General features: G+C 71.3%; 25 protein-coding genes. 12 read left to right on the top strand and 13 right to left on the bottom strand.

Annotated features, from left to right (window positions below):
* The first annotated feature begins 5 nt into the window (after positions 1-5).
* From ACH5AO_RS12015 to ACH5AO_RS12000, 4 genes are all read left to right on the top strand, one after another.
* Positions 6-923: a F0F1 ATP synthase subunit gamma gene (locus ACH5AO_RS12015; RefSeq protein WP_398924123.1), complete on the top strand. Its 918-nt coding sequence runs from the start codon at positions 6-8 to the stop codon at positions 921-923.
* Positions 923-2,359, top strand: a complete 1,437-nt coding sequence (gene atpD, locus ACH5AO_RS12010; RefSeq protein ID WP_030860422.1) for a F0F1 ATP synthase subunit beta — start codon at positions 923-925, stop codon at positions 2,357-2,359. Before ACH5AO_RS12015 ends, atpD begins: the two co-directional genes overlap by 1 nt.
* Positions 2,360-2,490: 131 nt before the next feature.
* Entirely contained in the window at positions 2,491-2,868 is a 378-nt protein-coding gene (locus ACH5AO_RS12005) for a F0F1 ATP synthase subunit epsilon (protein ID WP_030860424.1), read from the top strand.
* 128 nt (positions 2,869-2,996) lie between these two features.
* Positions 2,997-3,443, top strand: a complete 447-nt coding sequence (locus tag ACH5AO_RS12000; RefSeq protein ID WP_030860426.1) for a DUF2550 domain-containing protein — start codon at positions 2,997-2,999, stop codon at positions 3,441-3,443.
* 65 nt (positions 3,444-3,508) lie between these two features.
* On the opposite strand, the gene ACH5AO_RS11995 is transcribed toward ACH5AO_RS12000, so the two are convergent.
* The 3 genes from ACH5AO_RS11995 to ACH5AO_RS11985 all read right to left on the bottom strand — a co-directional run bounded on the left by ACH5AO_RS11995 (position 3,509) and on the right by ACH5AO_RS11985 (position 7,324).
* Positions 3,509-5,332, bottom strand: coding sequence for a glycosyl hydrolase family 18 protein (locus tag ACH5AO_RS11995; RefSeq protein WP_398924122.1), 1,824 nt, complete (start codon positions 5,330-5,332; stop codon positions 3,509-3,511).
* A 160-nt stretch (positions 5,333-5,492) separates the two neighbouring features.
* Positions 5,493-6,134: a response regulator gene (locus tag ACH5AO_RS11990; RefSeq protein WP_398924121.1), complete on the bottom strand. Its 642-nt coding sequence runs from the start codon at positions 6,132-6,134 to the stop codon at positions 5,493-5,495.
* The gene (locus ACH5AO_RS11985) at positions 6,131-7,324 is read right to left on the bottom strand and encodes a sensor histidine kinase (protein ID WP_398924120.1); all 1,194 of its coding nucleotides are present in this window, start codon (positions 7,322-7,324) and stop codon (positions 6,131-6,133) included. Before ACH5AO_RS11985 ends, ACH5AO_RS11990 begins: the two co-directional genes overlap by 4 nt.
* Positions 7,325-7,475: 151 nt before the next feature.
* Between ACH5AO_RS11985 and ACH5AO_RS11980 the strand changes: the two genes are divergently transcribed.
* Positions 7,476-8,057 (top strand): hypothetical protein, encoded by a 582-nt coding sequence (locus tag ACH5AO_RS11980; protein WP_398924119.1) that lies wholly within the window; start codon positions 7,476-7,478, stop codon positions 8,055-8,057.
* Entirely contained in the window at positions 8,054-8,251 is a 198-nt protein-coding gene (locus tag ACH5AO_RS11975; RefSeq protein ID WP_398924118.1) for a DUF5708 family protein, read from the top strand. The genes ACH5AO_RS11980 and ACH5AO_RS11975 overlap by 4 nt, the downstream gene beginning before the upstream one ends.
* A 3-nt stretch (positions 8,252-8,254) precedes the next feature.
* On the opposite strand, the gene ACH5AO_RS11970 is transcribed toward ACH5AO_RS11975, so the two are convergent.
* The 3 genes from ACH5AO_RS11970 to ACH5AO_RS11960 form a co-directional block, all read right to left on the bottom strand.
* The gene (locus ACH5AO_RS11970) at positions 8,255-8,827 is read right to left on the bottom strand and encodes a cob(I)yrinic acid a,c-diamide adenosyltransferase (RefSeq protein WP_398924117.1); all 573 of its coding nucleotides are present in this window, start codon (positions 8,825-8,827) and stop codon (positions 8,255-8,257) included.
* A 200-nt stretch (positions 8,828-9,027) separates the two neighbouring features.
* On the bottom strand, positions 9,028-9,777 hold the full coding sequence (locus ACH5AO_RS11965) for an ABC transporter permease (RefSeq protein WP_398924116.1): 750 nt from the start codon (positions 9,775-9,777) through the stop codon (positions 9,028-9,030).
* A gap of 10 nt (positions 9,778-9,787) precedes the next feature.
* Positions 9,788-10,570, bottom strand: coding sequence for an ABC transporter ATP-binding protein (locus ACH5AO_RS11960; protein WP_398924115.1), 783 nt, complete (start codon positions 10,568-10,570; stop codon positions 9,788-9,790).
* A 91-nt stretch (positions 10,571-10,661) separates the two neighbouring features.
* Between ACH5AO_RS11960 and ACH5AO_RS11955 the strand changes: the two genes are divergently transcribed.
* The 4 genes from ACH5AO_RS11955 (at position 10,662) to ACH5AO_RS11940 (ending at position 15,648) form a co-directional block, all read left to right on the top strand.
* Positions 10,662-11,297: a TetR/AcrR family transcriptional regulator gene (locus tag ACH5AO_RS11955; RefSeq protein WP_398924114.1), complete on the top strand. Its 636-nt coding sequence runs from the start codon at positions 10,662-10,664 to the stop codon at positions 11,295-11,297.
* A 209-nt stretch (positions 11,298-11,506) separates the two neighbouring features.
* Positions 11,507-12,355, top strand: coding sequence for a 3-hydroxyacyl-CoA dehydrogenase family protein (locus ACH5AO_RS11950; protein ID WP_398924113.1), 849 nt, complete (start codon positions 11,507-11,509; stop codon positions 12,353-12,355).
* Between the two features lie 155 nt (positions 12,356-12,510).
* Positions 12,511-12,834, top strand: coding sequence for an STAS domain-containing protein (locus tag ACH5AO_RS11945; RefSeq protein ID WP_217131069.1), 324 nt, complete (start codon positions 12,511-12,513; stop codon positions 12,832-12,834).
* Between the two features lie 261 nt (positions 12,835-13,095).
* Positions 13,096-15,648, top strand: a complete 2,553-nt coding sequence (locus tag ACH5AO_RS11940) for an ATP-binding protein (RefSeq protein WP_398924112.1) — start codon at positions 13,096-13,098, stop codon at positions 15,646-15,648.
* 64 nt (positions 15,649-15,712) lie between these two features.
* Here the strand turns inward: ACH5AO_RS11940 and nucS are convergent, their stop codons facing one another.
* Complete coding sequence (nucS, locus tag ACH5AO_RS11935; RefSeq protein ID WP_073932513.1) at positions 15,713-16,384, bottom strand: endonuclease NucS; 672 nt, start codon at positions 16,382-16,384, stop codon at positions 15,713-15,715.
* 289 nt (positions 16,385-16,673) lie between these two features.
* Between nucS and ACH5AO_RS11930 the strand changes: the two genes are divergently transcribed.
* Positions 16,674-17,066 (top strand): SCO5389 family protein, encoded by a 393-nt coding sequence (locus ACH5AO_RS11930; protein ID WP_398924111.1) that lies wholly within the window; start codon positions 16,674-16,676, stop codon positions 17,064-17,066.
* A gap of 85 nt (positions 17,067-17,151) precedes the next feature.
* Here the strand turns inward: ACH5AO_RS11930 and ACH5AO_RS11925 are convergent, their stop codons facing one another.
* The gene (locus ACH5AO_RS11925) at positions 17,152-18,180 is read right to left on the bottom strand and encodes an LLM class flavin-dependent oxidoreductase (RefSeq protein ID WP_398924110.1); all 1,029 of its coding nucleotides are present in this window, start codon (positions 18,178-18,180) and stop codon (positions 17,152-17,154) included.
* A 244-nt stretch (positions 18,181-18,424) separates the two neighbouring features.
* On the opposite strand from ACH5AO_RS11925, the gene ACH5AO_RS11920 reads away from it, so the two are divergent.
* On the top strand, positions 18,425-18,757 hold the full coding sequence (locus tag ACH5AO_RS11920; protein WP_398924109.1) for an ATP/GTP-binding protein: 333 nt from the start codon (positions 18,425-18,427) through the stop codon (positions 18,755-18,757).
* Between the two features lie 6 nt (positions 18,758-18,763).
* Here ACH5AO_RS11920 and ACH5AO_RS11915 read toward each other — a convergent pair whose 3' ends face one another.
* The 5 genes from ACH5AO_RS11915 to ACH5AO_RS11895 all read right to left on the bottom strand — a co-directional run bounded on the left by ACH5AO_RS11915 (position 18,764) and on the right by ACH5AO_RS11895 (position 23,782).
* A complete protein-coding gene (locus ACH5AO_RS11915; RefSeq protein ID WP_398924108.1) occupies positions 18,764-19,636 on the bottom strand; it encodes an ABC transporter permease subunit in 873 nt (290 codons plus the stop codon).
* Positions 19,633-20,919 carry an ABC transporter ATP-binding protein gene (locus tag ACH5AO_RS11910; RefSeq protein ID WP_398924107.1) on the bottom strand — a complete coding sequence of 429 codons (1,287 nt, stop codon included), beginning with the start codon at positions 20,917-20,919 and terminating at the stop codon, positions 19,633-19,635. The genes ACH5AO_RS11915 and ACH5AO_RS11910 overlap by 4 nt, the downstream gene beginning before the upstream one ends.
* Before the next feature lie 121 nt (positions 20,920-21,040).
* Positions 21,041-21,814 carry an ABC transporter permease gene (locus ACH5AO_RS11905; RefSeq protein ID WP_398924106.1) on the bottom strand — a complete coding sequence of 258 codons (774 nt, stop codon included), beginning with the start codon at positions 21,812-21,814 and terminating at the stop codon, positions 21,041-21,043.
* Between the two features lie 2 nt (positions 21,815-21,816).
* Positions 21,817-22,770: an ABC transporter ATP-binding protein gene (locus tag ACH5AO_RS11900; RefSeq protein ID WP_398924105.1), complete on the bottom strand. Its 954-nt coding sequence runs from the start codon at positions 22,768-22,770 to the stop codon at positions 21,817-21,819.
* Between the two features lie 73 nt (positions 22,771-22,843).
* Positions 22,844-23,782, bottom strand: coding sequence for a cellulose-binding protein (locus ACH5AO_RS11895; RefSeq protein ID WP_371235962.1), 939 nt, complete (start codon positions 23,780-23,782; stop codon positions 22,844-22,846).
* Positions 23,783-23,805 lie beyond the last annotated feature (23 nt).

Below are 23,805 nucleotides of genomic sequence, written 5' to 3'. Positions count from 1 at the left end.
GACTCATGGGAGCCCAGCTCCGGGTCTACAAGCGTCGCATCCGATCCGTCACCGCGACCAAGAAGATCACCAAGGCGATGGAGATGATCGCCGCCTCGCGCGTCGTCAAGGCGCAGCGCAAGGTGGCGGCCTCCACGCCGTACGCGCGGGAGCTCACCCGCGCGGTCACGGCGGTCGGCACCGGGTCGAACACCAAGCACCCGCTCACCACGGAGGCGGAGAACCCGACCCGTGCCGCGGTCCTGCTCCTCACGAGCGACCGCGGCCTGGCCGGCGCCTTCAACTCCAACGCCATCAAGGCGGCGGAGCAGCTGACCGAGCGCCTGGAGCGCGAGGGCAAGCAGGTCGTCACGTACATCGTCGGCCGGCGCGGTGTCGCCCACTACAACTTCCGCGAGCGCACGATCGCGGAGACGTTCACGGGCTTCACCGACGAGCCCTCGTACGCGGACGCCAAGAAGGTCGCGGCCCCGCTGATCGAGGCGCTCCAGACGGAGACGGCGGACGGCGGCGTGGACGAGCTCCACATCGTCTACACCGAGTTCGTGTCGATGATGACGCAGACGGCGGTCGACTCCCGGATGCTCCCGCTGCGCCTCGAAGAGGTCGCGGCGGAGACGTCCACCAAGGGCGAGATCCTGCCGCTGTACGACTTCGAGCCGTCGGCGGAGGACGTCCTCGACGCCCTGCTGCCGCGGTACGTCGAGAGCCGGATCTACAACGCGCTGCTCCAGTCGGCCGCTTCGAAGCACGCCGCCACGCGGCGCGCGATGAAGTCGGCCACCGACAACGCGGGCGAGCTGATCAACACGCTCTCCCGTCTTGCCAACGCGGCCCGCCAGGCCGAAATCACCCAGGAAATCAGCGAGATCGTCGGTGGCGCCAGTGCCCTGGCCGACGCGAACGCGGGGAGTGACAACTAATGACCACCACTGTTGAGACCGCGGCGGCCACGGGCCGTGTCGCCCGGGTCATCGGCCCGGTCGTCGACGTGGAGTTCCCCGTCGACGCGATGCCGGAGATCTACAACGCCCTCCACGTCGAGGTCGCCGACCCGGCCCAGGAGGGTGCGCTCAAGACGCTGACCCTCGAGGTCGCGCAGCACCTCGGTGACGGCCTGGTCCGTACCATCTCCATGCAGCCCACCGACGGTCTGGTCCGCCAGGCCCCGGTGACCGACACGGGCTCCTCCATCTCGGTGCCGGTCGGCGACTTCACCACCGGCAAGGTGTTCAACACCCTCGGTGAGGTGCTGAACGTCGACGAGCAGTACACCGGTGAGCGCTGGCCGATCCACCGCAAGGCGCCCAACTTCGACGAGCTCGAGTCGAAGACCGAGATGTTCGAGACCGGCGTCAAGGTCATCGACCTTCTCACCCCGTACGTCAAGGGTGGAAAGATCGGTCTGTTCGGCGGTGCCGGCGTCGGCAAGACGGTGCTCATCCAGGAGATGATCTACCGCGTCGCCAACAACCACGACGGTGTGTCGGTGTTCGCCGGCGTCGGTGAGCGCACCCGTGAGGGCAACGACCTCATCGACGAGATGAGCGAGAGCGGTGTCATCGACAAGACCGCGCTCGTCTTCGGCCAGATGGACGAGCCCCCGGGCACCCGTCTGCGCGTGGCCCTGGCCGGTCTGACCATGGCGGAGTACTTCCGCGATGTGCAGAAGCAGGACGTGCTGTTCTTCATCGACAACATCTTCCGCTTCACCCAGGCCGGTTCCGAGGTGTCGACCCTGCTCGGCCGCATGCCCTCCGCGGTGGGCTACCAGCCGAACCTGGCCGACGAGATGGGTCTCCTCCAGGAGCGCATCACCTCGACCCGTGGTCACTCGATCACCTCGATGCAGGCGATCTACGTCCCCGCGGACGACCTGACCGACCCGGCCCCGGCCACCACCTTCGCCCACCTCGACGCGACGACGGTGCTCTCCCGTCCGATCTCGGAGAAGGGCATCTACCCGGCCGTGGACCCGCTGGACTCCACGTCCCGGATCCTGGACCCGCGCTACATCGCGCAGGACCACTACAACGCGGCCATGCGCGTGAAGAACATCCTGCAGAAGTACAAGGACCTGCAGGACATCATCGCGATCCTCGGTATCGACGAGCTCGGCGAGGAGGACAAGCTCGTCGTCCACCGTGCCCGTCGCGTGGAGCGCTTCCTGTCCCAGAACACCCACGTCGCCAAGCAGTTCACCGGCGTCGACGGGTCGGACGTCCCGCTGGACGAGTCGATCGCGGCCTTCAACGCGATCTGCGACGGCGAGTACGACCACTTCCCGGAGCAGGCGTTCTTCATGTGCGGTGGCATCGAGGACCTGAAGAACAACGCCAAGGAGCTGGGCGTCTCCTGAGCATCAGGCTCACCGTGAACCCCTGAGGTTCACACCCGAGGGGGCGGGCGCGTCCCGCCCCCTCATCCACGCCCCTTAGACTTGTAACCAACACCCGGCACAACCGCCGGGTGGTGACCCGAGGAGCCACCTTGGCTGCTGAGCTGCACGTCGCGCTGGTCGCGGCCGACCGAGAGGTCTGGTCCGGCGAGGCCACCCTGGTCGTCGCGCGCACCACGTCCGGCGACATCGGCGTCATGCCCGGTCACCAGCCGCTGCTCGGTGTGCTGGAGTCGGGCCCGGTGACCATCCGCACGCGTGAGGGCGGGACGGTCGTCGCCGCGGTGCACGGCGGTTTCATCTCGTTCGCGGACGACAAGCTGTCGCTGCTGGCCGAGATCGCCGAGCTGTCGGACGAGATCGACGTCCAGAGCGCGGAGCAGGAACTCGCCCGCGCGAAGGCGGAGGACGACGCGGAGGCCGAGCGCCGCGCGGACGTCCGTCTGCGGGCGGCGTCGGCGGGGCGCTGATTCCAGCGCGGTGAGATGACGTCACTCAGCCGCGGCCGGCACCGGAGCGATCCGGAGCCGGTCGCGGCTGAGGCAGATCTGGATGATTTTTCCGTTCCGTTACCTAGGAGACGAGGAGGTCGGTGTCGATGGTCCTCGCTCTGACTGTGTGCGGAATCGTGGTGGCCCTCGTGGTGGTGGGGCTCTTCGTCTTCGGCCTGCGCCGCCGCCTCATCCAGCGTTCCGGCGGAACGTTCGACTGCAGCCTGCGCTGGGACGCGCCCGAGTCGGGCGACTCCGGCGGCAAGGGCTGGGCGTACGGGGTGGCACGCTACAACGGTGACCGGGTCGAGTGGTTCCGCGTCTTCTCCTACGCGCCCCGTCCGCGCCGCGTCCTGGAGCGTTCCGCGATCGAGGTGGCCGGCCGCCGGCTGCCCGAGGGCGAGGAGGAGCTGGCGCTGCTGTCGGACTCGGTGATCCTCGCCTGTCTGCACCGGGGCACGCGTCTGGAGCTCGCCATGAGCGAGGACGCGCTGACCGGTTTCCTCGCCTGGCTCGAGGCGGCCCCGCCCGGGCAGCGGGTGAACGTGGCCTAGACACATTCGCCCTCCTCCGGACGAGGTCCGGAGGAGGGCGAATGTCGTGTGGTACTTCCCGAGGGTTACTTCAGGCCGCTGTCGATGGCCGTCACGAGCTCACCGTTGGTGGTGTCGCCGCTGAACTCCCAGAAGAAGGCACCGCCCAGGCCCTGGCTCTTCGCCCAGGCCATCTTGCTGTTGATGGTGGACGGGGTGTCGTAGGACCACCAGTTGCTGCCGCAGTGGGCGTACGCCGTGCCGGCGATGGTGCCGGTGGCCGGGCAGGAGTTCTTCAGGACCTTGTAGTCCTCGATGCCCGGCTCGTAGGTGCCCGGGGCCGGGCCGGTCGCCGAGCCGCCGGGGGCGGACTGGGTGACGCCGGTCCAGCCGCGGCCGTAGAAGCCGATGCCGAGCAGCAGCTTGGCGGACGGGACGCCCTTCGACTTCAGCTTGGCGATCGCGTCGGCCGAGTTGAAGCCGGCCTGCGGGATGCCGTTGTACGAGGTGAGCGGCGAGTGCGGGGCCGTCGGGCCCTGCGCGTTGAAGGCGCCGAAGTAGTCGTACGTCATCACGTTGTACCAGTCGAGGTACTGCGAGGCGCCGCCGTAGTCGGCCGCGTCGATCTTGCCGCCGTTCGAGCCGTCGGCGGTGATGGCGGCGGTGACCAGGTAGTCCTTGCCGAACTCGGCGCGCAGGGCCTGCGAGAGGTTCTTGAAGGCCGCGGGTCCGCTGCTGTCACAGGTCAGACCGCAGGCGTTCGGGTACTCCCAGTCGATGTCGATGCCGTCGAAGACGTCGGCCCAGCGCGGGTCCTCCACGACCTGCTTGCAGGACTTGGCGAACGCGGCCGGGTTCTGCGCGGCCTGGCCGAAGCCGCCGGAGTAGGTCCAGCCGCCGAAGGAGTACAGCACCTTGATGTGCGGGTACTTCGCCTTCAGCTGGCGCAGCTGGTTGAAGTTGCCGCGCAGCGACTGGTCCCAGGTGTCGGCGGTGCCGCTGACGGACTGGTCGGCGGTGTAGGCCTTCTCGTACGCGGCGAAGGTGTCGTCGACGGTGCACTGGCCGTTCTTGACGTTGCCGAACGAGTAGTTGATGTGGGTGATCTTGGCGGCCGAGCCGGACGTCGCCAGGTTCTTGACGTGGTAGTTGCGGCCGTAGACGCCCCACTCGGTGAAGTAACCGAGCTTGACCTTGTCGCCGGGCGGCGGCTCTTCGGTGGTGCCGGTGGTGCGGACCTTCACGGCGCCGCTGGCCGGGCCGGTCTGGTCGGCGGTGTCACGGGCCCGCACGGTGTACGAGTAGTCGGTGCCCTTGCTGAGGCCGGTGTCCGTGTACGAGGTGCCGGTCACGGTGGCGACCTTGGCGCCGTCGCGCAGCACGTCGTAGTTCTTGACGCCCTTGTCGTCGGTCGCGGCCGACCAGGACAGCTTCACCGAGGTGTCGGTGATGTTCGAGGCGGTGGGGGTGCCCGGCGCGGAGGGGGCGGCGTCGCCGGGTACCTGCGGGCCGCCGTCGCAGCTGCCGCCGTTGAGCTTGCAGCCGGTCGGGGCGCCGGAGCCGCTGCCGTTGAAGCCGAAGGAGACGGACGCCCCGGGGGCGAGGGTGCCGTTCCAGCCGACGTTCTTGGCGGTCCAGTGGTCACCGGAGTTGGTGACGGTGGCGTCCCAGGCGGAGGTGACCTTGGTGCCGGAGGGGAAGTCCCACTCGACGGTCCAGGAGCTGAGGGCCGTGGTGCCGGTGTTCTTCACCGTCCACTTGCCCTCGAAGCCGGTGCCCCAGTCCTGGGTCTTGGCGTAGGTGGCGGTCGCCGAGGTGGCGGCCTGGGCGGGGCTCGCGAGGGCGACGAGGCCGGAGAGGGGGAGCAGCAGGGTCGCGAACCCTGCGGCGGCTCTGTGTCTGAAGCGCATGCTGCGCCTCCTTAGGGGGGAGAAGCCGTCGGGGGTGTGACTGAGCCATCACACCCGCAGTGCCGCGAGAATAGAAAGGTCTGGACCACGGGTCAATAGGTCTGGACCACTTGTCCTCGCCGTCCCCCTGTGCTTCCGGCCGTCCCCCCCTGTACTTCCGTCAGATCCCCAACTCTTGCGCCAGCACCGCCGCTTGCACCCGGCTGCGCAGCTCCAGCTTGCCCAGCAGACGGCTGACGTGCGTCTTCACCGTCGCCTCCGCCATGTCGAGACGGACCGCGATGGCGGCGTTGGACAGCCCCTCGCCCAGACAGGACAGCACCTCGCGCTCGCGCCGGGTGAGGGCGTCAAGGACCGCCGGATCGGCACCCGGCCGGGGGGCGGGCTTCGCGGCGAACTCCGCGATCAGCCGCCGGGTGACGGCCGGGGCGACGATGCCCTCTCCGCGCGCCACCGTACGCACCGCCGTGATGAGGTCCTTCGCGTCCGTGTTCTTCAGCAGGAACCCGGCCGCCCCGGCCCGCAGCGCCCCGAACACGTACTCGTCGAGGTCGAAGGTGGTCAGCACCAGCACGTCGGCGAGCCCCTCCCCGACCACCCGCCGGGTCGCCGACACTCCGTCCAGGCGCGGCATCTGTACGTCCATCAGCACCAGGTCGGGACGGAGTTCACGGGCGAGCTCCACCGCCCGCTCGCCGTCGCCCGCCTCTCCGACCACCTCGATGTCGGGCGCGCTGCGCAGGATCAGCACCAGTCCGGCGCGGACGGCGGACTGGTCCTCGGCGACCAGGACCCGGATCATTCCAGTTCTCCTTGGGTGATGTCGGTGACGGGAAGGGACGCGCGGACGACCCACAGCTTGCCGTCCGGGCCGCTGACCGGGCCGGCCTCGAACGTGCCGTCCAGCAGGGCCACCCGCTCCCGCATGCCGATCAGCCCGGCCCCGGACCCCGGTGCGCGCGGGGTGTCCCGGCCGCCGTACGGGCTGGCCACCCGGATGTCGAGGCCGTCGTCCAGGCGGCGCAGCAGCACGGTGACCCTTCCCGGAGCGGCGTGCTTCAGCGCGTTCGTCAGCGACTCCTGCACGATCCTGTACGCGGCGAGCTCGACCGGTGCGGGCACGGAGGTGGGGGTGGCGTCGAGGGTGACGTCCAGGCCGTTGGCGCGGGCGCCCTCGACCAGGGCGCCGAGGCCGTCGAGGGTGGGGGTCGCGGCGGGCTCCCGGTCGTCGGCTCCGTCGCGCAGGATGCCGATGAGCCGTCGCATCTCGGACAGTCCCTGGACGCTGTTCTCCCGGATCACGGTGAGCGCGTCGCGGGAGGTCTTCTCGTCGTCCAGGGAGAGCGCGGCCGTGGAGTGGATGGCGATCGCGGAGAGGTGGTTGGCGACCATGTCGTGCAACTCCCGCGCCATCCGGGCGCGTTCCGCGTTCACCGCCTGGGTGCGGTCCATCTCGGCGAGCAGCGCGGTCTGTTCGGCCCGCAGCCGGGCCGCCTCGGCGGCGTCGCGGTGGTTGCGCACGATCAGTCCGGTCGACGCGGGCGTGAACGCCACACCGCCGACGACGAGACCGACCAGCAGCGCCTCCGGCACCCGCCACACGGCGTACGGCACCAGCGTCGCGGCGATCGTGAGCATGCCGGTGATCCACGGCAGGCGGCGGGCCGTGGCGGGTGTCCCGTACAGGACGGCGGCGTACATCAGGTCGGTGTACATCACGATCGTGGCGATGCTGCCCCGGGTCATCGTGTCCGCGGCCAGCGCCAGCGTGCCGGTCAGCAGCGCGGCGCGCGGAGCGGTGCGGCGCAGCAGCTCGCAGCCGGCGATCACGGCGAGCGGCACGAGGAGGGGCCGGCGGCCGTCGAAGAGCACGATCGGGTCGTCGCCCCCGCGCACGCCCAGCCCGAGCCCCCATAGCAGCAGTCCGCCGGAGAGTCCGGCCAGCGCGGTCCACACGTCGAAGCGGTGGGGGCGGGGCGGTCGTACGGCCATGGCACCATCCAACACGCTGCGCGCACCCGGCACCTGATCCCCGCGGACGGTCCTGGACTGCATCTTTCGATGTACCGCGAGTTCATCGGCGGCGACGACGAAAGGGGCCGCTCCGCACGGGAGCCTGAAAAGGTGACCGAAGGGAGTAACCGTGATCGTCGCCTTGATCGCCGCCTGTGAGATCGGCTTCTGGGTACTGCTGGCCGCCGGACTGGCCTGCCGCTACCTGCTGAGAATGCCGCGCACCGGCCTGGCGCTGCTGCTGTGCGAGCCGCTGCTGGAGGTCGTCCTGCTGGTCGCCACCGCGCTGGACCTGAAGAACGGTGCCGAGCCGAACTGGACGCACGGCCTGGCCGCGCTCTACATCGGCTACACCGTGGGCCACGGCCACCGCACGGTGAAGTGGCTCGACGGCCACGCCGCCCACCGGCTGGGCGGCGCCCCCAAGCCGCTGGGCCCGCCCCGCTACGGGATGGCCCGCGCCCGGCACGAGGCCAAGGTCTGGCTGGGCACGCTGACCGCCGCCGTCGTGGCGACCGCGCTGCTCCAGTTCGCCATCTGGTACGTCGACGACCCGGGGCGCGTCACGTCCCTGGAGTCCTGGCGCTTCACCGCGTGGCGGATCGCCGGCATCCACGGCCTGGTGGCATTGGCCTACTGGATCTGGCCGAAGAAGGCCCCGGCGGACGAGCGGGACGTCGTCGGCGCGGGCAAGGAGCGTGTCGGCCGATGACACGGGCGTCCAGGAACCTTCTCGCGGGGCCCGCCACGCTGGTGGCGGGCCTGGCGCTGTGGCTGTTCGCCCAGGGAGTGGACCTGCCGGCGGTCGACCCCGTCAAGGTCGGCGTGGTGCTGATGTGCGTCGGCGGCGCCGAGACCCTGCTGGGCCTCCACCGGGCCGTGCGCGGCCGGGCGGAGCTCCGGTAGGGCTCAGCGTTCCCCGCCCGGCACCCACAGCACGTCGCCGGTCTCCTTGTTCGCGACGCGGGCCAGGATGAACAGCAGGTCGGAGAGGCGGTTGAGGTAGGTGGCGGTGAGGGGGTTCATGGTGTCGCCGTGGGCCTCCAGCGCCGCCCAGGTGGAGCGCTCGGCGCGGCGGACGACCGTGCAGGCCTGGTGGAGCAGGGCCGCGCCGGGCGTGCCGCCGGGCAGGATGAAGGAGCGGAGCTTCTCCAGCCGCTCGTTGAAGCGGTCGCAGTCCGCCTCCAGCCGGTCGACGTAGAACTGTTCCACCCGCAGCGGCGGGTACTCGGGGTTCTCCACGACCGGCGTCGACAGGTCGGCGCCCACGTCGAACAGGTCGTTCTGGACGCGGGTGAGGACCTGGACGACCTCGTCCTCCAGACCCCCCAGCGCGATCGCCGTGCCGATCACCGCGTTCGCCTCGTTGGCGTCGGCGTAGGCGGAGATCCGCAGATCGGTCTTGGCGACCCGGGACATGTCACCGAGGTTCGTGGTGCCCTTGTCGCCGGTCCGGGTGTAGATACGCGTCAGGTTGACCATGGGGCCAGCCTAGGGGGTGTCGTTTGGATCAGGCCGGCTCCAGGGAGCGGTGCCCTGCGGCTCAAGCCGAGCGGGGTCTGGTGCCGTGCATCGCAAGGCGGAGGAGGGCGCCAGGGCGGAGCCCTGGCAACCGACGACAACGCGGCGAGGTGCGGTGCCAGGCCCCGCGACCTCGGCAAGATCCAAACGACACCCCCTGGTTAGGCCCCGGCCGTCCGGAACACGCGTGTGCCCACCGCCACGGCGAGGACCGCGAAACCGACGGCGACGACGGTGCCGTACAGCATGGAGGCCGTCGCGTAGGAGCCGACGTAGGCGTCCCGCACCGCGTCCACCAGATAGCGGAACGGCATCAGGTGGGAGAGGACGTCCAGCCAGGCGGGCCCCAGGGACATCGGCAGCATCAGGCCCGACAGCAGCATCGACGGCATGGTCAGGGCGTTGATCGTCGGCCCGAACGTCTGCGGGGTGTCCATCCTCATGGCGAGCGCGTAGGACAGCGCGGCCAGGGACACGCTCAGCAGGGCGACGAAGGCGAAGCCGATCAGCACCCCGGCCAGCGGGGCCCGCAACCCCATCACCAGCGCCGCCAGCACCAGCAGCACCGCCTGGAAGACGAACAGCGTGGCGTCCCGCAGCACCCGGCCCAGCAGCAGGGCGAGCCGGCTGACCGGCGTGACCCGCATCCGCTCGACCACCCCCTGCCCCTTCTCGATGATGATCGAGAAACCGGCGAACGAGGCCCCGAACAGGCCGAGTTGCAGCAGCAGCCCCGGCACCAGCAGCTGCCAGGAGCTGCCCCGTCCGCCGAGCGGCAGGTCGGTCAGCAGCGGGCCGAAGAACAGCAGGTACAGCAGCGGCATCAGCACCCCGAAGAGCAGGGCGAAGCGGGAGCGCAGGGACTGGCGCAGATAGCGCCCGTAGATGAGCGCGGTGTCGTGGAGCAGCATCGTGGGGGTCCTATACGGCTACGGGGGCGGCGTCGGCCGGGGTGGCGTCGCGGCCGGTGATGGCGAGGAAGGTGTCCTGGAGCGAGGCGTCGGCCGAGCCGCCGTACTCCAGCTTGAGGGCGGCCGGTGTGCCCTCGGCGACGACCGTGCCCCGGTCGACGACGACCAGCCGGTCCGCGAGCGCGTCCGCCTCGTCGAGGTAGTGGGTGGTCAGGAACACGGTGGTGCCGTGCTCGTCGCGCAGCCGCCGCACCAGGTCCCACAGGCCGGCGCGGCTGCCGGGGTCGAGTCCGGTCGTCGGCTCGTCCAGGAACAGCACCTTCGGGCGGTGGGTGAGCGCCATCGCGATGTCCAGGCGGCGCCGCTGGCCGCCGGAGAGCGCGGCGCACTTGCGGTCCAGCAGCTCGGTCAGGTCCAGGTCGCGGGCCAGCTCCTCGGCGCGCTCCACCGCACGCGCCCGGGTGAGCCGGTAGAGCCGTCCCTGGGTGACCAGCTCCTCCCGCACCGTGATCTGCGGATCGACCCCGCCGGACTGCGCCACGTAGCCGCAGGCCCGCCGCACCCCGGCCGGGTCGGTCGCCAGGTCGTGTCCGGCGACGGTGGCCGCGCCGCCGGTGGGGGCGAGCAGGGTGGTGAGCATCCGCAGGGTGGTGGTCTTGCCGGCGCCGTTGGGGCCGAGGAGGCCGAGGATCTCGCCCTCGCGGACGGTGAGGTCGACCCCGCGCACGGCCTCCACCGGGCCGCGCTTCGTCTGGAAGGTACGGGCCAGTCCGGCCGTACTGATGATTGCCATGACCCCAGAAAAACAGAGACATTGAAACTTTGCAACCACCCCAAAAATGCAGGGACACCAGTGATCACCGGGCCGACCTACGATGAGAGGCATGGCAGAGGGGCTCAGGGAGCGGAAGAAGCGCGAGACCAGGCAGCGGATCTCGGACATCGCCACCGGACTGTTCCTGGAGCACGGCTTCGTGACCGTGACGATGGCGGAGGTGGCGGAGGCCGCCGACGTCTCCGTGAACACGGTCTACAACTACTTCCCCGCCAAGGAGGACCTCTTCTTCGACCGCTCCAAGGGCGTCGTCGACCAGCTCGCCCGCTGGGTCCGGGCCCGGGACGCGGGGGAGTCGGCCGCCCGCGCCGTCCTGCGCGAACTGCGCGCCGACATCGAGGCGGTGTCGCCCCGGGTCGGCCTGATGGAGGGCTACGACCGCTTCATGCGCGTCATCCACGACTCCCCGCCGCTGCGCTCCCGGCTGTGGAGCATGCAGCAGGAGACCCAGGACAACCTCGAGGCGGCGCTCCGCGAGGAGACGGGCGCCGCCCCCGGCGACCCGCTGCCGGGCCTGGTGGCCGGTCAGATCTGCTGGATCCACAGCACGGTGTTCGTCACCATCGGCCGGGAGATGATGAAGGGCCGCGCACCGGCCGAGGTCTCGCGCGAGGCCCTCGTCCTGGTCGACGACATCGAGGAACTGCTGAGCGACCGGGTCCTCGATTACGCGGTACGCGACTGAACCGGGCTGTGCCGACGGGGCCGCGCACAGGACGCCCCGCAGACCCCGTGCGCGTGCCGTCGGACAGCAGGGCCCGCGAGGGGGAGACGTGACAGGGGTCTCACCAGGTGAGACGTGAAACGCGTTACTAAGTCGCTCACACGGCCCCTCGCGACCGCTAATGTCCGCCCGTAGAGAACAACGACAGCGCGTATCAGGGGAGTCGCACAGTGGCACGCAAGCTCGCCGTCATCGGAGCCGGCCTCATGGGGTCCGGCATCGCCCAGGTCTCCGCCCAGGCGGGCTGGGAGGTCGTCCTGAGGGACGTCACCGACGAGGCGCTCACGCGTGGCACCGACGGCATCAAGGCGTCGTACGACAAGTTCGTGAGCAAGGGCAAACTGGAGGCGCACGACGCCGACGCCGCCCTCGCCCGGATCACCCCGACCACCGACCTGGACGCCTGCGCGGACGCGGACGTCGTGGTCGAGGCGGTGTTCGAGAAGCTCGAGGTCAAGCACGAGATCTTCCGCACCCTCGACACGATCGTGCGCGAGGACGCCGTGCTCGCCTCCAACACCTCCGCCATCCCGATCACCAAGATCGCGGCCGTGACGGAGCGTCCGGAACGGGTCGTCGGCACCCACTTCTTCTCGCCGGTGCCGCTGATGCAGCTGTGCGAACTGGTCCGCGGTCACAAGACCAGCGACGAAACCCTCGCCAGGGCACGGGAGTTCGCCGAGTCGGTCGGCAAGACCTGCATCGTCGTCAACCGCGACGTCGCCGGCTTCGTCACCACCCGCCTCATCAGCGCCCTCGTCGTCGAGGCCGCCAAGCTGTACGAGTCGGGCGTGGCGAGCGCCGAGGACATCGACCTCGCCTGCAAGCTGGGCTTCGGCCACGCCATGGGACCGCTGGCCACCGCCGACCTGACCGGCGTGGACATCCTGCTGCACGCCACCGACAACATTTACACCGAGTCCCGGGACGAGAAATTCGCCGCTCCCGAGCTGATGCGCCGGATGGTTGACGCCGGTGACATCGGCCGCAAGAGCGGGCAGGGCTTCTACGAGCACTGACACCGAGCACCCGCCCCGGCGCGCATCACACGCCGGGGTGAATTCGGTATCGGTTCGCTCACGGGCAGCAACCTCGGCCGCCGCCGCGCGGTCAGAGGGTGCGTGACCAGTCGTCAGAAAACCGCGGAGCACGAGACGTAACACGGGGAGCGCATATGTATATCAGGGGCGACCACGCCGAGCTGGTCGTCGAGGGCCGCCTCGACATCCGCAGCGCGGCGGACGCCCGTACGGTCCTGCACTCGGCCGTCGACGACGGAGTCGGCGACCTGGTGCTGGACCTGTCCGATCTGGACTCCTGGGACGCCACCGGACTCGGCGTGATCATGGGGGCCCACCGACGGGCCGGCCGCTGCGGCCGGCGCCTGGTGCTGCGGGACGTGCCGCCGCAGATGCAGCGCCTGTTGGTGGCCACCCGGCTGCACCGGATCCTGGCGATCGAGGGAGGCATCGGGGTGGACACGCTGCCCCGCGTATGAGGGCGTACGGGTGCGGGGCGGACGCCCCCGCAGAACCCGGACCGACCTCGGTGAACGGTGCGACGCACGCAATCCTCACGAGACTGTGACGTCTCGGACCGCGCGGTACCCCGGACTGTCGTGGATACTGAGCGAAGGTTTAGGGTTCGGCTGCCCGCTGTCCTGCAAACCCTGAGCGGGCCCGGACCAGAAGCGACAGCGCGGTGTGCGGCGAGGTCGGGAGGGGCTTCCACCACACGACGCTTTTGGGGGCTAGGACCTATGGACCCGAACAACCCGGGACCCGAGGAGTACGGCCACGAGGGTGGGGGTACCCCCCGGCCGAGCACATTCGAGACCGGGGGAGACCCGGCGCCGCGCCAGCGTCCGCCCCGGGAATCCCTCACGTCCGACTTCGGACAGCACGCGCCCGCCCTCGCCCGCACGGTGCAGCTCGTCTCCGGCGACTTCCTGCTGACCGTCAACCCCGTCGACGGCAGCGAGATCGAGGCCTGCCCGCCCGCCGAACGGCCGGGCCGCCCCGTGAAACTGACCGAGGCCGAGCGGGCCGAGGTCGAGCGGGCGGCCAGGCCGCCCGTCCCGCCGGGGCCCGCGCAGCTCCCGCTGCCGCTGCTGGCCCGTCAGGACGAGCGCGAGAAACTGGTCCGGCTGCTGGCCCGCGGCCGCTCCGTGCGCCTCACCGGCCCGGCCGGCTCCGGCCGCACCCGGCTCCTCGACGTCGTCGCCGAGGACTGCGCGGACCTCGCCCCCGACGGCGTCGTCCGCCTGAACGGCCACCGCCGCTCGGTCGACGACCTGCTGCACGACCTCTTCTACGCCGTCCACGACGCCCCCCTGCACCGTCCGGACCGGGACGGACTCGCCGACTGCCTCCGCGAGATCGGCGCCGTCGTCGTCCTCGACGACCTGGAGTTCGGCGGCGCCGCCCTCGACGAGCTGCTGGACGCCACCCCCGAGTGCGCCTTCCTGTTCGGCGCCACCCCGGACGTGCCCGAACCGTCCGCCGACGCCGACGTCGAGGAGGTCACCCTCCCCGGCCTCGACCGCGCGGCCGGTCTCGACCTGCTCGAGCACGCCGTCGGCCGGCCCCTCACCGAGGACGAGGCGAACTGGGCCGGCGACCTCTGGTTCGAGTCCGAGGGCCTGCCGCTGCGCTTCGTCCAGGCCGGTGCCCTGCTGCGGCAGCGCGACCGGCTGCGGGCCGGCGCCGACGCCGTCGACGAGTTCGGCGTCTTCGAGGACGTACGGCCCGACGCGTCCTCCCACGACCCCGTGGACGGCGACGAGGTGCCGCTGCCCTCGCTCGGCGAGGCCGCCGCCCCCGCCCCGCTGCTCGCCTCCCGGCTCAGCGCCTCCGCCCGCGCCACCCTGCGGTTCGCCGTCGCGCTCGGCGGCGAAGTACCCCACCAGGCGCACCTGCCCGCCCTGGTGGGCGACACCCACGCCGACGCCGCGCTCGGCGAACTGGCCGCCTGCGGACTGGTCTCCCCAGCCGGCGCCCGCTACCGGCTCGCCGCCGGAGTGCCGGCCCAGCTGGAGGCCGCCGGATACGCCGACGAGGCCGAGGACCAGGCCCGCGCCGCCGCCCGGCACTACGCCTGGTGGACCGGGCACCCCTCGGTCACCCCGGAGAGGGTCTGCGCCGAGGCCGACGCGGTGCTCGCCGCGCTCACGGTGCTGTCGCCGCTCACCCCCGCCCCCACCGAGGACGAACAGGACACGGCCGTACGGCTGGCCCGTACCGCCGCGCCCGCGTTCGCCTCGGGACTGCACTGGAGCGCCTGGGAGAAGGCGCTGCGGGCCGGCGCGGAGGCCGCCCGGCTCGCCGGGGACGTGGCGGAACAGGCCTACTTCCACCACGAACTCGGCATCCACGCACTGTGCGCCGGACAGCTCGACCGGGCACGCGCCGAACTGGAGGCGTCCATCGGGCTGCGCGGCGCCCTCGCCGACAAGCGCGGCACCGTCGCCGGGCGCAGGGCACTGGCCCTGGTCGCCGACCGCTCCGGAACCCCGCTGCCGCTCGTGCCGACCGCGGGGGAGGAGGTGCCCGAGGCCCACTACGAGGAGTCGGCCCCACCGCCCCGCAAGGCGCCCACGGCGTTCCCGGAGCTCCAACCGCCCGCCGACACCGCCCTGATCGTCCCCCGCGCGGCACCCGCGCCGGCCGCACCGCGGACGAGGCCGGTCAGCGGCCTCAAGGCACTGGCCAAACGCAACCTGGTGGCGGCCGGCGCGGGCGCGCTGCTCGTCGCCGTACTGGGCACGGTGGTCACGCTCGGCGCCACCTCGGAGAACGACGCCGGCACCCCGTCGGAGAACGTCGGCGTCAACCCCTCCGCCAGCCAGGGCGTCGACGACGGCAGCCTCGGCGCCGAACGGGCCGCCGAGGAGGAGGACAGCGACACCGGCGAGGTCCCCGGCCGGCCGACCGACCCGGGCCCGGACGGCACCCCGGGCACCGCCGACGACCCGACGCCCACGGCCAGTGAGTCGGAGAAGCCGTCGGACGAACCGAGTGGGACGACGGAGCCGGACGATCCGGCCGAGTCCCCCTCCGCGTCGTCCTCGAAGTCGCCGACCGAGAAGCCCACGACGCCCAAGCCGCCCCCCTCCTCCGACACGACCGAGCCGGAGCCGACCGAGACCGAGACCACACCGGAGCCCACCGAGACGGAGCCCACGCCTCCGGAGGAGCCGTCCACCACCGACTCCGCGAGCGGCTCCGTCTCCTCCGCCCCCGTGGAGACGAGCGCGAGCGCCCCGCAGAGCAGCGGCGCGGACACGCCCGCCGGTGCGGAGAACGTGATCTGACCCGCGGGCACGCGTGAGGGCCGGGTTCCCGACGGAACCCGGCCCTCGGCCGTACGGGCGCGGCTCAGAACAGCCGCAGCTTGTCGTCCTCGATGCCGCGCATCGCGTCGTAGTCGAGGACCTGGCAGCCGATGCCCCGGTCGGTCGCGAGGACCCGGGCCTGCGGCTTGATCTCCTGCGCGGCGAACACGCCCCGCACCGGGGCGAGATGGGGATCGCGGTTCAGCAGTTCCAGATAGCGCGTGAGCTGCTCCACGCCGTCGATCTCGCCGCGCCGCTTGATCTCCACCGCGACGGTCCGCCCCTCGGCGTCCCGGCACAGGATGTCGACCGGGCCGATCGCCGTCATGTACTCGCGGCGGATCAGGGTGTAGCCCTCGCCGAGGATCTCGATGCGGTCGGCGAGCAGTTCCTGGAGGTGCGCTTCCACGCCATCCTTGATCAGGCCGGGATCGACGCCCAGTTCGTGCGAGGAGTCGTGGAGGATCTCCTCCATCGTGATGATGAGCTTCTCACCCGCCTTGTTGACGACGGTCCAGACACCCTCTTCGTCGCCGGTGCCCTCCTTCAGCGTGCAGGGCGGCGACATCCAGTTCAGGGGCTTGTAGGCCCGGTCGTCGGCATGGATCGAGACGCTGCCGTCCGCCTTGACCAGGATGAGACGGGGTGCCGACGGCAGGTGCGCGGTGAGCCGCCCGGCGTAGTCCACGGAGCAGCGGGCAATGACGAGACGCATGGTCGGCAACGCTACTCGACCGGCCGGGGTCGGCGCGATTCGCCGTCACACACGCATCTCGGGCCCCACCGGGCGCGTCCTGAATCTCCGGGAAAGCGCTTGTTTCGGCGATGGCCGATTACCGGCCCACAGGAAGTCCCGCATCCGGCCATTCGCCTGGTGCCGCCATCGTCGGATGCTTACGGTATTGAACGGGAGGTCGCGAACTGTGTACGCAGCGTGTCCGATAACGCGCACTCCCTTATCTGTCAGGCAACCCCTGATCGTTGGGGGTGCGAGAGGAGAACCCATGTCGCTCGACGTCTCACCGGCCCTACTCGAACAGGCCGAGCGAGGCGAGGTCGACGAAGCGGAATTCGTCGACTGCGTCCGGACCTCCCTGCCCTTCGCATGGGAGATGATCAGCTCCCTGGTGGCACAGCTGAAGGTGGACGGCGGACCCTTCGCCGACAACCAGACGCCCCCGCCGGACGAGCACGCACGCGGTCAGCTGCTGCGTGCGCTCGCGAGTGACGCGATACGCGGCGCGCTGCAACGGCACTTCGGTGTACGGCTGGCCTTCCAGAACTGCCACCGGGTGGCCGTGTTCCCGCTTGACTCCTCGGTCGACGAGAGGCTGGCCCGCTTCACCTCGGTGCGTGCCCAGGTGCTGAACCAGTCACCGGAACTGCGCGACTGCTGACGCGTTCCATCGTTCGCTTGCCGCTCCGTACGCGGGGGGTGCGGTAGTACCGGGGCGGCAAGCCTCAGCGGAACTCCCGGCTCGCTCAGCCGAGTCGGGGCAGGACCTCGGCCCCGAGCCGCCGTACGTTCTCCTCGGTCGCCGCCAGGTCACCGGAGCCCTCGACGAGCAGGGCGAAGCGGGAGATACCGGTCCGCTCGCTGGTCGCGGCGAGCCGGTCGGCGCACAGCCGCGGGGGGCCCACCGGGTGCAGTCCGCACAGGAGTTCGGTGTACTCCAGGGGGTCGCGCATCCGCCGCTGCCGCCCGTCCACCGTGACATGGGCCTCGAGCCCCTGCTTCAGCCAGCCGGGCATCGCCTTCATCAGGGTCTCCGCCGCGTCCGCGCGCCGGTCCGCGATCTGGCAGACACCGGCCGAGACATGGGCCGCGCGGTGGATCTCCCGGGCCGGCCGCCCGCAGGCGCGGGCGTGATCGCGCCACAGGGCGACCATCTCGGCCTTCTCCTCGTCCCCGATGTGCATGCCGAGCAGCATCGGCAGCCCGCGCTCGGCGGCCAGCCGTACGCTCGCCGGGGAGGTGCAGGCGACCACGACCTCCGGTCCCTCGACCTCGTGCAGGGCCTCCGACGGGCGCGGCACGACGGGCACCTCGCGGAAGCGGAACCGCTCGCCCTCGGCACCCACGGACGGTTCGCGCAGCCAGCGCACCAGCAGATCGAGCGCTTCCGGGAACCCCTTCTCGTACGCCTCCAGGCCGGTCCCGAACACCTCCAGGTCGACCCACGGCCCGCCGCGTCCGAGACCCAGCGAGAACCGGCCGCCGCTCGTGACGTGCAGCAGCGCGGCCTGTTCGCCGAGGGCCACGGGGTGGACGGTGGGCAGCACGCTGACCGCCGTACCGACCCGCAGCCGGCGGGTGCGGCCGAGCAGCAACGCGGCCAGGGTGACGGCCGACGGGCAGGTGCCGTAGGGCACGAAGTGGTGCTCGGCCAGCCAGACCGTGTCGAGCCCCGCCTCCTCGGCGACCTCGGCCGAGCGGACGGCGCGGTGCAGCGCCTCTCCCTCGCCCTGCCCGGGGAACCGGGCGGCCAACACGAAACTTCCAACGCGCATTGCTTTCCTGCTTCCTTGGCTCCGACGCGGAGCTCCCCCGCAGGGCATAACCGTCCGACACGTGCCGAGGACACGGCTGGGCGAGGGACTTTGCGGATTGTCTGCAGAATCGGCTGCTCAGGAAGGGAGTGCCGCACCGTCACGGAGGGGACTTGTGACGATTGGTGCCGTACGCGTACCCCTGCGCGCGCCGCGTAGGCTTGGAGACGGCCCCAGCATCCTGTATAGCCCCGTGAGGTGTCCTGTGTCCCCGCGTCGCAACCGACCCAAGGGAGCCGGTCCGTCCGGCCGGAGCGCCGAAGAGGACGGCTCCGGCCGCTACGGCGGCTGGCAGTCCACGGAGAGCTGGCAGGGCGAGGAGTGGAGCGTGCGGCACGTGGCCGGCTCCAGCGCCCGGGGCAAGGCCTACCGGTGCCCCGGCTGCGACCAGTTGATCCCGGACGGGGTGCCGCACGTGGTGGCCTGGCCCGAGCACGCGGGCGTCGACGACCGCCGGCACTGGCACAAGGCGTGCTGGAACGCCAGGGACCGCCGCACCACGCGGGTGCGGCGGTCCCGTGACGCGCCGAGGTTCTGAACTCCGTTACACGTCCCGCTTCCGCAGCAGGGCGAAGGCGCCGCCGAGCGCTGCCGCCGTGACGACCAGCATGATCCACAGCGGGTCCCAGCCCGACGGGCCGGACTCGGTCAGCGAGCTGGAATAGAAGACGCCCATCTGGTTCGGGATGGAGTACTCGAACAGCGCCTCCTGCACGTCCGCCAGCGAGGACGAGAACATGAACAGCGCGATCACCAGCGGGGCGAGCACGGCACCGATCATGAGGGTGATGGCGCCCGCCGAGTGCCGGACGACCGACCCGAGCGCCAGCGACAGCGTGCCGAGCAGCGCCACGTAGAGCGAGACGCCGACCGTGCCCTTCAGCCACTCCTCGCCCGAGGGGTCCTTGGCGTTGTGGTCCCCCAGCAGCGCCACGTGCAGGAAGCCGACCAGCGTCGCGCACACCAGGGCCACCGTGAAGGCGAGCAGGAAGAACACCAGGGCCTTCGCCATGAGCACCCGCCCGCGCGAGGGGCAGGCGACCATCGTGGTGCGGATCATGCCGGTGCCGTACTCCGACGCCGTGGTCAGCACGCCCAGCGTGATGACGCACATGCTGCCGAGGAGCAGCCCGAAGAAGCCGAGGGCCAGCGGGCTCTCGCCGCCCATGTCGGGGTCGGATCCGGAGACCACCAGGCCGACCAGCAGGCCGATGCCGACCACGAGCAGCACGAACACGCCCAGCGTCCACATCGTCGAGCGCACGGACCTGATCTTCGTCCACTCGGAGGCGAGCGCGTGCCCGAGGTGCGTACGGACCACGGGGATCGGCGAGGTGTAGGTCGGGTACGGGGAGCCGGGCGCCGCCTGCCAGTCGGGTGCGGCGGTCTGCGGCATCGGGGGCGGGGGCGTGCTCATCGGGCGTCCTCGGGCTTGGTCAGGTCGGCGGCGGGAGCGGTGGGGGGCGCGGCGGGCGCTGCGGGAGCGGCCGCGGGCGCGGCGGGCGGCGCCGCCGGAGCCTGGGCGGGCGGCGCCTGGGGCGCCTGCGGGGCGGGCTGCGCGTACGGGTTGGGCGCGGGGGCGCCCGCGGCCGCTCCAGGGGCGCCCGGAGCGCCGTAGGGGCCCGCGGGGGCCGGTACGGGCGCGCCCTGCGGCGCGGCGAAGGGCTGCCCGCCCTGCTGGGGCGGCGGCGGGGCGTACCAGCCGGGCTGGCCCTGCCCCGGCACCGGCACCGGCGGCTGCGCGCCGGGCGGCAGCGGCTGCTGGAGCCCGGCCTTCTGGTCGGTGGTCGAGCGGTAGTCGACGGCGCCCTGCGTCATCCGCATGTACGCCTCCTCCAGCGACGCCTGGTGCGGCGACAGCTCCCACAGCCGTACGCCGGCGTCGTGGGCGACGTCGCTGATGCGCGGCAGCGCCAGTCCCGTCACCCGCAGCGCGCCGTCCTGCTCGGGCAGCACATGGCCGCCGGCCTCGGTGATCGCGGCGGACAGCTTCTCGCGCTGCTGCGGCTCGGTGTCGGGGGTGCGCACGCGCGCGAAGTCGGCGGAGTTGGCGGAGATGAAGTCCGTCACGCTCATGTCGGCGAGGAGCTGTCCGCGCCCGATGACGATGAGGTGGTCGGCGGTCAGCGCCATCTCGCTCATCAGGTGCGAGGAGACGAACACCGTACGGCCCTCGGCGGCCAGCGCCTTCATCAGGTTGCGCACCCAGAGGATGCCCTCGGGGTCGAGGCCGTTGACCGGCTCGTCGAACAGCAGCACCTGGGGGTCGCCGAGCAGCGCGGCGGCGATGCCGAGCCGCTGGCCCATGCCCAGCGAGAAGCCCTTGGACCGTCTGTGCGCCACCTCGTGCAGGCCCACCACGCCCAGCACCTCGTCCACCCGCCGGGCCGGGATGCCCGACAACTGGGCCAGGCTCAGCAGGTGGTTGCGGGCGGACCGTCCGCCGTGCACCGCCTTCGCGTCCAGCAGCGCGCCGACCTGACGGGGGGCGTTGGGCAGCTTGGCGTACGGGTAGCCGCCGATCGTGACCCGTCCCGCGGTGGGGTTGTCCAGACCGAGGATCATCCGCATCGTCGTCGACTTGCCCGAGCCGTTCGGCCCCAGGAAGCCGGTGACGGTACCCGGACGCACCTGGAAGGAGAGGTTGTACACAGCGGTCTTGTCGCCGTACCGCTTGGTCAGGCCGACTGCCTCGATCATGCTCCGCACCCATCGAAAGGTTCAGGACAGCGGGGCACACGCCCCCCGTAAGGGTTAGGAGCTTATCGAGGCGCTGACGGTTCCGCCCAAACCGAGGTGAAGACCGGTCCCGCGCGGTCGCTCACTGGGCGTCGCGCCGCTTCAGCAGCACATAGCCGCCGACGACCGCCGCGAGCACCCAGAGCGCCATGATCCCGAGGCCGCCCCAGGGCCCGTACGGGGTGTCGTCGTCCAGGGGCGTCACCACCTGCATGATCCTGCTGCCCGCCTGGTCGGGCAGGAACCGGCCGACCTTCTCCGTGGCGTCGACGTTGCCGAGGATGTTGGAGATCAGGAAGAAGAACGGCATCAGGATGCCCAGCGACAGCATGGGGGAGCGCAGCATCGTGGCGACGCCCATCGAGAACAGCGCGATCAGCGTCATGTAGAGGCCGCCGCCGATGACCGCCCGCAGTACCCCGTCGTCCCCGATCGACGCCTTGTGCTCGCCGAGCATCGCCTGGCCCAGGAAGAACGTGGCGAAGCCGGTCGCCATGGAGACGACCAGGGCGAGCGCGGTGGCGACCGCCAGCTTGCTCAGCAGGAACGTGCCGCGCCGCGGCACGGCCGCCAGCGAGGCGCGGATCATGCCGGTGCTGTACTCGTTCGACACCACCAGCACCCCGAACACGATCATCGCGAGCTGGCCGAGGCTCATCCCGGCGAAGCTGATGAACGTCGGGTCGAAGGAGAGCCGGTCCCGCGCGCTCATGGTCTCGAACTCGTTCTTCGACAACGCCGAGATCAGCATGCCGAGCGCGATGGTGACGACCACCGCCAGGGAGAGCGTCCACACGGTGGACGCCACCGACCGGATCTTGGTCCACTCGGACCGGACGACCTGCGTTGCCGCCATGCTCAGCCCCTCCTCCAGCCGTCGCCCCACTGCTGCCGGGGCGCGGGGGCGCCGGCGTGCGCGTGGTACTCCACCGACTCCGCGGTCAACCGCATGAACGCCTCCTCCAGGGAGGCGTGCTGCGGGCTCAGCTCGTGCAGCACCAGCTGGTGCCGGGCCGCCAGCTCCCCGACGTACTCGGCCTTGGAACCGTCCACCTCCAGCGCCCCGTCGCCGCTCTCCACGACGGTGACCCCGGCCTGGCGCAGCACCTCGAGCAGCCGCTCGCGCTGCGGGCCGCGGACCCGGACGTAGGAGCGGGAGTTGCGCTCGATGAACTCGGCCATGGAGGTGTCGGCGAGCAGCCGGCCCTGGCCGATGACGACGAGGTGGTCGGCGGTCAGCGCCATCTCGCTCATCAGGTGGGAGGAGACGAACACCGTACGGCCCTCGGCGGCCAGCGATTTCATCAGCGTGCGGATCCAGTGGATGCCCTCGGGGTCGAGGCCGTTGACGGGCTCGTCGAACATCAGGATCCGCGGGTCGCCGAGCAGCGCCGCCGCGATGCCGAGCCGCTGGCCCATGCCGAGGGAGAAACCCTTGGCCTTCTTCCGCGCCACCGCCGTCAGCCCCACCTCGTCCAGCACCTCGTGCACCCGCCGCCGCGGGAGACCGTTGCTCTGCGCGAGGCACAGCAGATGGTGGTAGGCGCTGCGGCCCGGGTGCACGCCCTTGGCCTCCAGCAGGGCGCCGATGCGGGTCAGCGGGTCCTTGAGCCGGTCGTAGTGCGTGCCGTCGATCCGCACGTCCCCGGCGGTCGGGTGGTCCAGGCCCAGGATCATCCGCATGGTGGTCGACTTGCCGGCGCCGTTCGGGCCGAGGAAGCCGGTGACGATGCCCGGTCTGACGGTGAAGGTCAGGTGGTCCACCGCCACCTTCTCGCCGTACCGCTTGGTCAGCCCCTCGAGCTCGATCATGCGGCCACGCTAGAACAGGACAAAGCCCCCTGCCACTCCGTGACAGGGGGCTCCGCCGGTACGCCGGTCCCCGTTACCGGGACTGCTGGGCCGGGACCCCGCGGGAGATCGGCTCGTCCTCGGTGGAGGGCGCGCCGGTCGCCGCCACCGCGGCACCGGTGAGCGTGGCGAGCATCTCGCGGACGTTCGTCAGCTGGGCGTTGATCGAGTCGCGGCGGTTGGTCAGCGCCGCCAGCTCGCGCTCGGATTCCGAACGGATCCGGTCGGCCTTGGCGTTGGCGTCGGCCACGATGTCCTCCGCCTGACGCTGGGCCGTCTCCACCGTCTGGCGGGCGCGGCGCTCGGCGTCGGTGCGCAGCTTCTCGGCCTCCAGGCGGAGCTGCTCCGCGCGGTGCTCGATCTCCGCGAGGCGCTTCTCGGCCTTCTGCTGGCGCGAGGCCAGGTCACGCTCGGACTGCTCGCGGCGCTTGGCGAGGTTCGTCTCGAAGTCGGCGGCGGCCTGCGCGGCCTTGGCGCGGGTCTCCTCGAAGAGGGCGTCCGCCTCCTCCCGCTTGGACTGCGCGTCCTTCTGCGCCTCGGAGCGCAGCTGGGCGGCGTCGCCCTGGGCCTTCTCGACGATCCGGGCGCCCTCGTCCTCCGCCTTCGACTTGCGCTCGGCGGCGTAGGACTCGGCGTCGTTGCGCACCTGCTGGGCGGCCGACTCGGCGAGCTCGCGGTGCTGCTCCGCCGCGCGCCGGGCCTCCTCGCGCAGGTCCTTCGCCTCCTCCTCGGCGAGGCGGAGGATCTTCTCCACACGCGCGCCGAGACCCGCGTACGACGGCTCGGCGTCGTTGACCTGGGCCTGGGCGTTCTGCGTCTCGAGGTGGAGCTCTTCGATGCGCTTTTCCAGAGCGGTGATGCGGGCGAGAGCGCTGTCACGGTCGGAGACGAGCTTGGAGATACGTTCGTCCACCTGAGCGCGGTCGTACCCACGCCGCACAAGCTCGAAGCCGTAGGGGGAAGTGTCGCTCATGGGGTTCCTGTCGAATGAGACCG

It is taken from the genome of Streptomyces sp. NPDC018964 (assembly GCF_044390325.1).
In the GTDB taxonomy this organism is placed as follows: Bacteria; Actinomycetota; Actinomycetes; order Streptomycetales; family Streptomycetaceae; genus Streptomyces.
This window is presented reverse-complemented; position numbering and strand designations above follow the sequence as displayed.

Coding starts and splice junctions, on each gene's coding strand:
- ACH5AO_RS11940 (WP_398924112.1), top strand. CDS start 13,096: ATGGACCCGAACAACCCGGGACCCGAGGAGTACGGCCACGAGGGTGGG.
- ACH5AO_RS11900 (WP_398924105.1), bottom strand. CDS start 22,770: ATGATCGAGCTCGAGGGGCTGACCAAGCGGTACGGCGAGAAGGTGGCG.
- nucS (WP_073932513.1), bottom strand. CDS start 16,384: ATGCGTCTCGTCATTGCCCGCTGCTCCGTGGACTACGCCGGGCGGCTC.
- ACH5AO_RS11955 (WP_398924114.1), top strand. CDS start 10,662: ATGGCAGAGGGGCTCAGGGAGCGGAAGAAGCGCGAGACCAGGCAGCGG.
- ACH5AO_RS11985 (WP_398924120.1), bottom strand. CDS start 7,324: ATGGCCGTACGACCGCCCCGCCCCCACCGCTTCGACGTGTGGACCGCG.
- ACH5AO_RS11905 (WP_398924106.1), bottom strand. CDS start 21,814: ATGGCGGCAACGCAGGTCGTCCGGTCCGAGTGGACCAAGATCCGGTCG.
- ACH5AO_RS11925 (WP_398924110.1), bottom strand. CDS start 18,180: ATGCGCGTTGGAAGTTTCGTGTTGGCCGCCCGGTTCCCCGGGCAGGGC.
- ACH5AO_RS11915 (WP_398924108.1), bottom strand. CDS start 19,636: ATGAGCACGCCCCCGCCCCCGATGCCGCAGACCGCCGCACCCGACTGG.
- ACH5AO_RS11945 (WP_217131069.1), top strand. CDS start 12,511: ATGTATATCAGGGGCGACCACGCCGAGCTGGTCGTCGAGGGCCGCCTC.
- ACH5AO_RS11990 (WP_398924121.1), bottom strand. CDS start 6,134: ATGATCCGGGTCCTGGTCGCCGAGGACCAGTCCGCCGTCCGCGCCGGA.
- ACH5AO_RS12000 (WP_030860426.1), top strand. CDS start 2,997: ATGGTCCTCGCTCTGACTGTGTGCGGAATCGTGGTGGCCCTCGTGGTG.
- ACH5AO_RS11975 (WP_398924118.1), top strand. CDS start 8,054: ATGACACGGGCGTCCAGGAACCTTCTCGCGGGGCCCGCCACGCTGGTG.
- ACH5AO_RS11910 (WP_398924107.1), bottom strand. CDS start 20,919: ATGATCGAGGCAGTCGGCCTGACCAAGCGGTACGGCGACAAGACCGCT.
- ACH5AO_RS11965 (WP_398924116.1), bottom strand. CDS start 9,777: ATGCTGCTCCACGACACCGCGCTCATCTACGGGCGCTATCTGCGCCAG.
- ACH5AO_RS11930 (WP_398924111.1), top strand. CDS start 16,674: ATGTCGCTCGACGTCTCACCGGCCCTACTCGAACAGGCCGAGCGAGGC.
- ACH5AO_RS11970 (WP_398924117.1), bottom strand. CDS start 8,827: ATGGTCAACCTGACGCGTATCTACACCCGGACCGGCGACAAGGGCACC.
- ACH5AO_RS12015 (WP_398924123.1), top strand. CDS start 6: ATGGGAGCCCAGCTCCGGGTCTACAAGCGTCGCATCCGATCCGTCACC.
- ACH5AO_RS11995 (WP_398924122.1), bottom strand. CDS start 5,332: ATGCGCTTCAGACACAGAGCCGCCGCAGGGTTCGCGACCCTGCTGCTC.
- ACH5AO_RS11895 (WP_371235962.1), bottom strand. CDS start 23,782: ATGAGCGACACTTCCCCCTACGGCTTCGAGCTTGTGCGGCGTGGGTAC.
- ACH5AO_RS11960 (WP_398924115.1), bottom strand. CDS start 10,570: ATGGCAATCATCAGTACGGCCGGACTGGCCCGTACCTTCCAGACGAAG.
- atpD (WP_030860422.1), top strand. CDS start 923: ATGACCACCACTGTTGAGACCGCGGCGGCCACGGGCCGTGTCGCCCGG.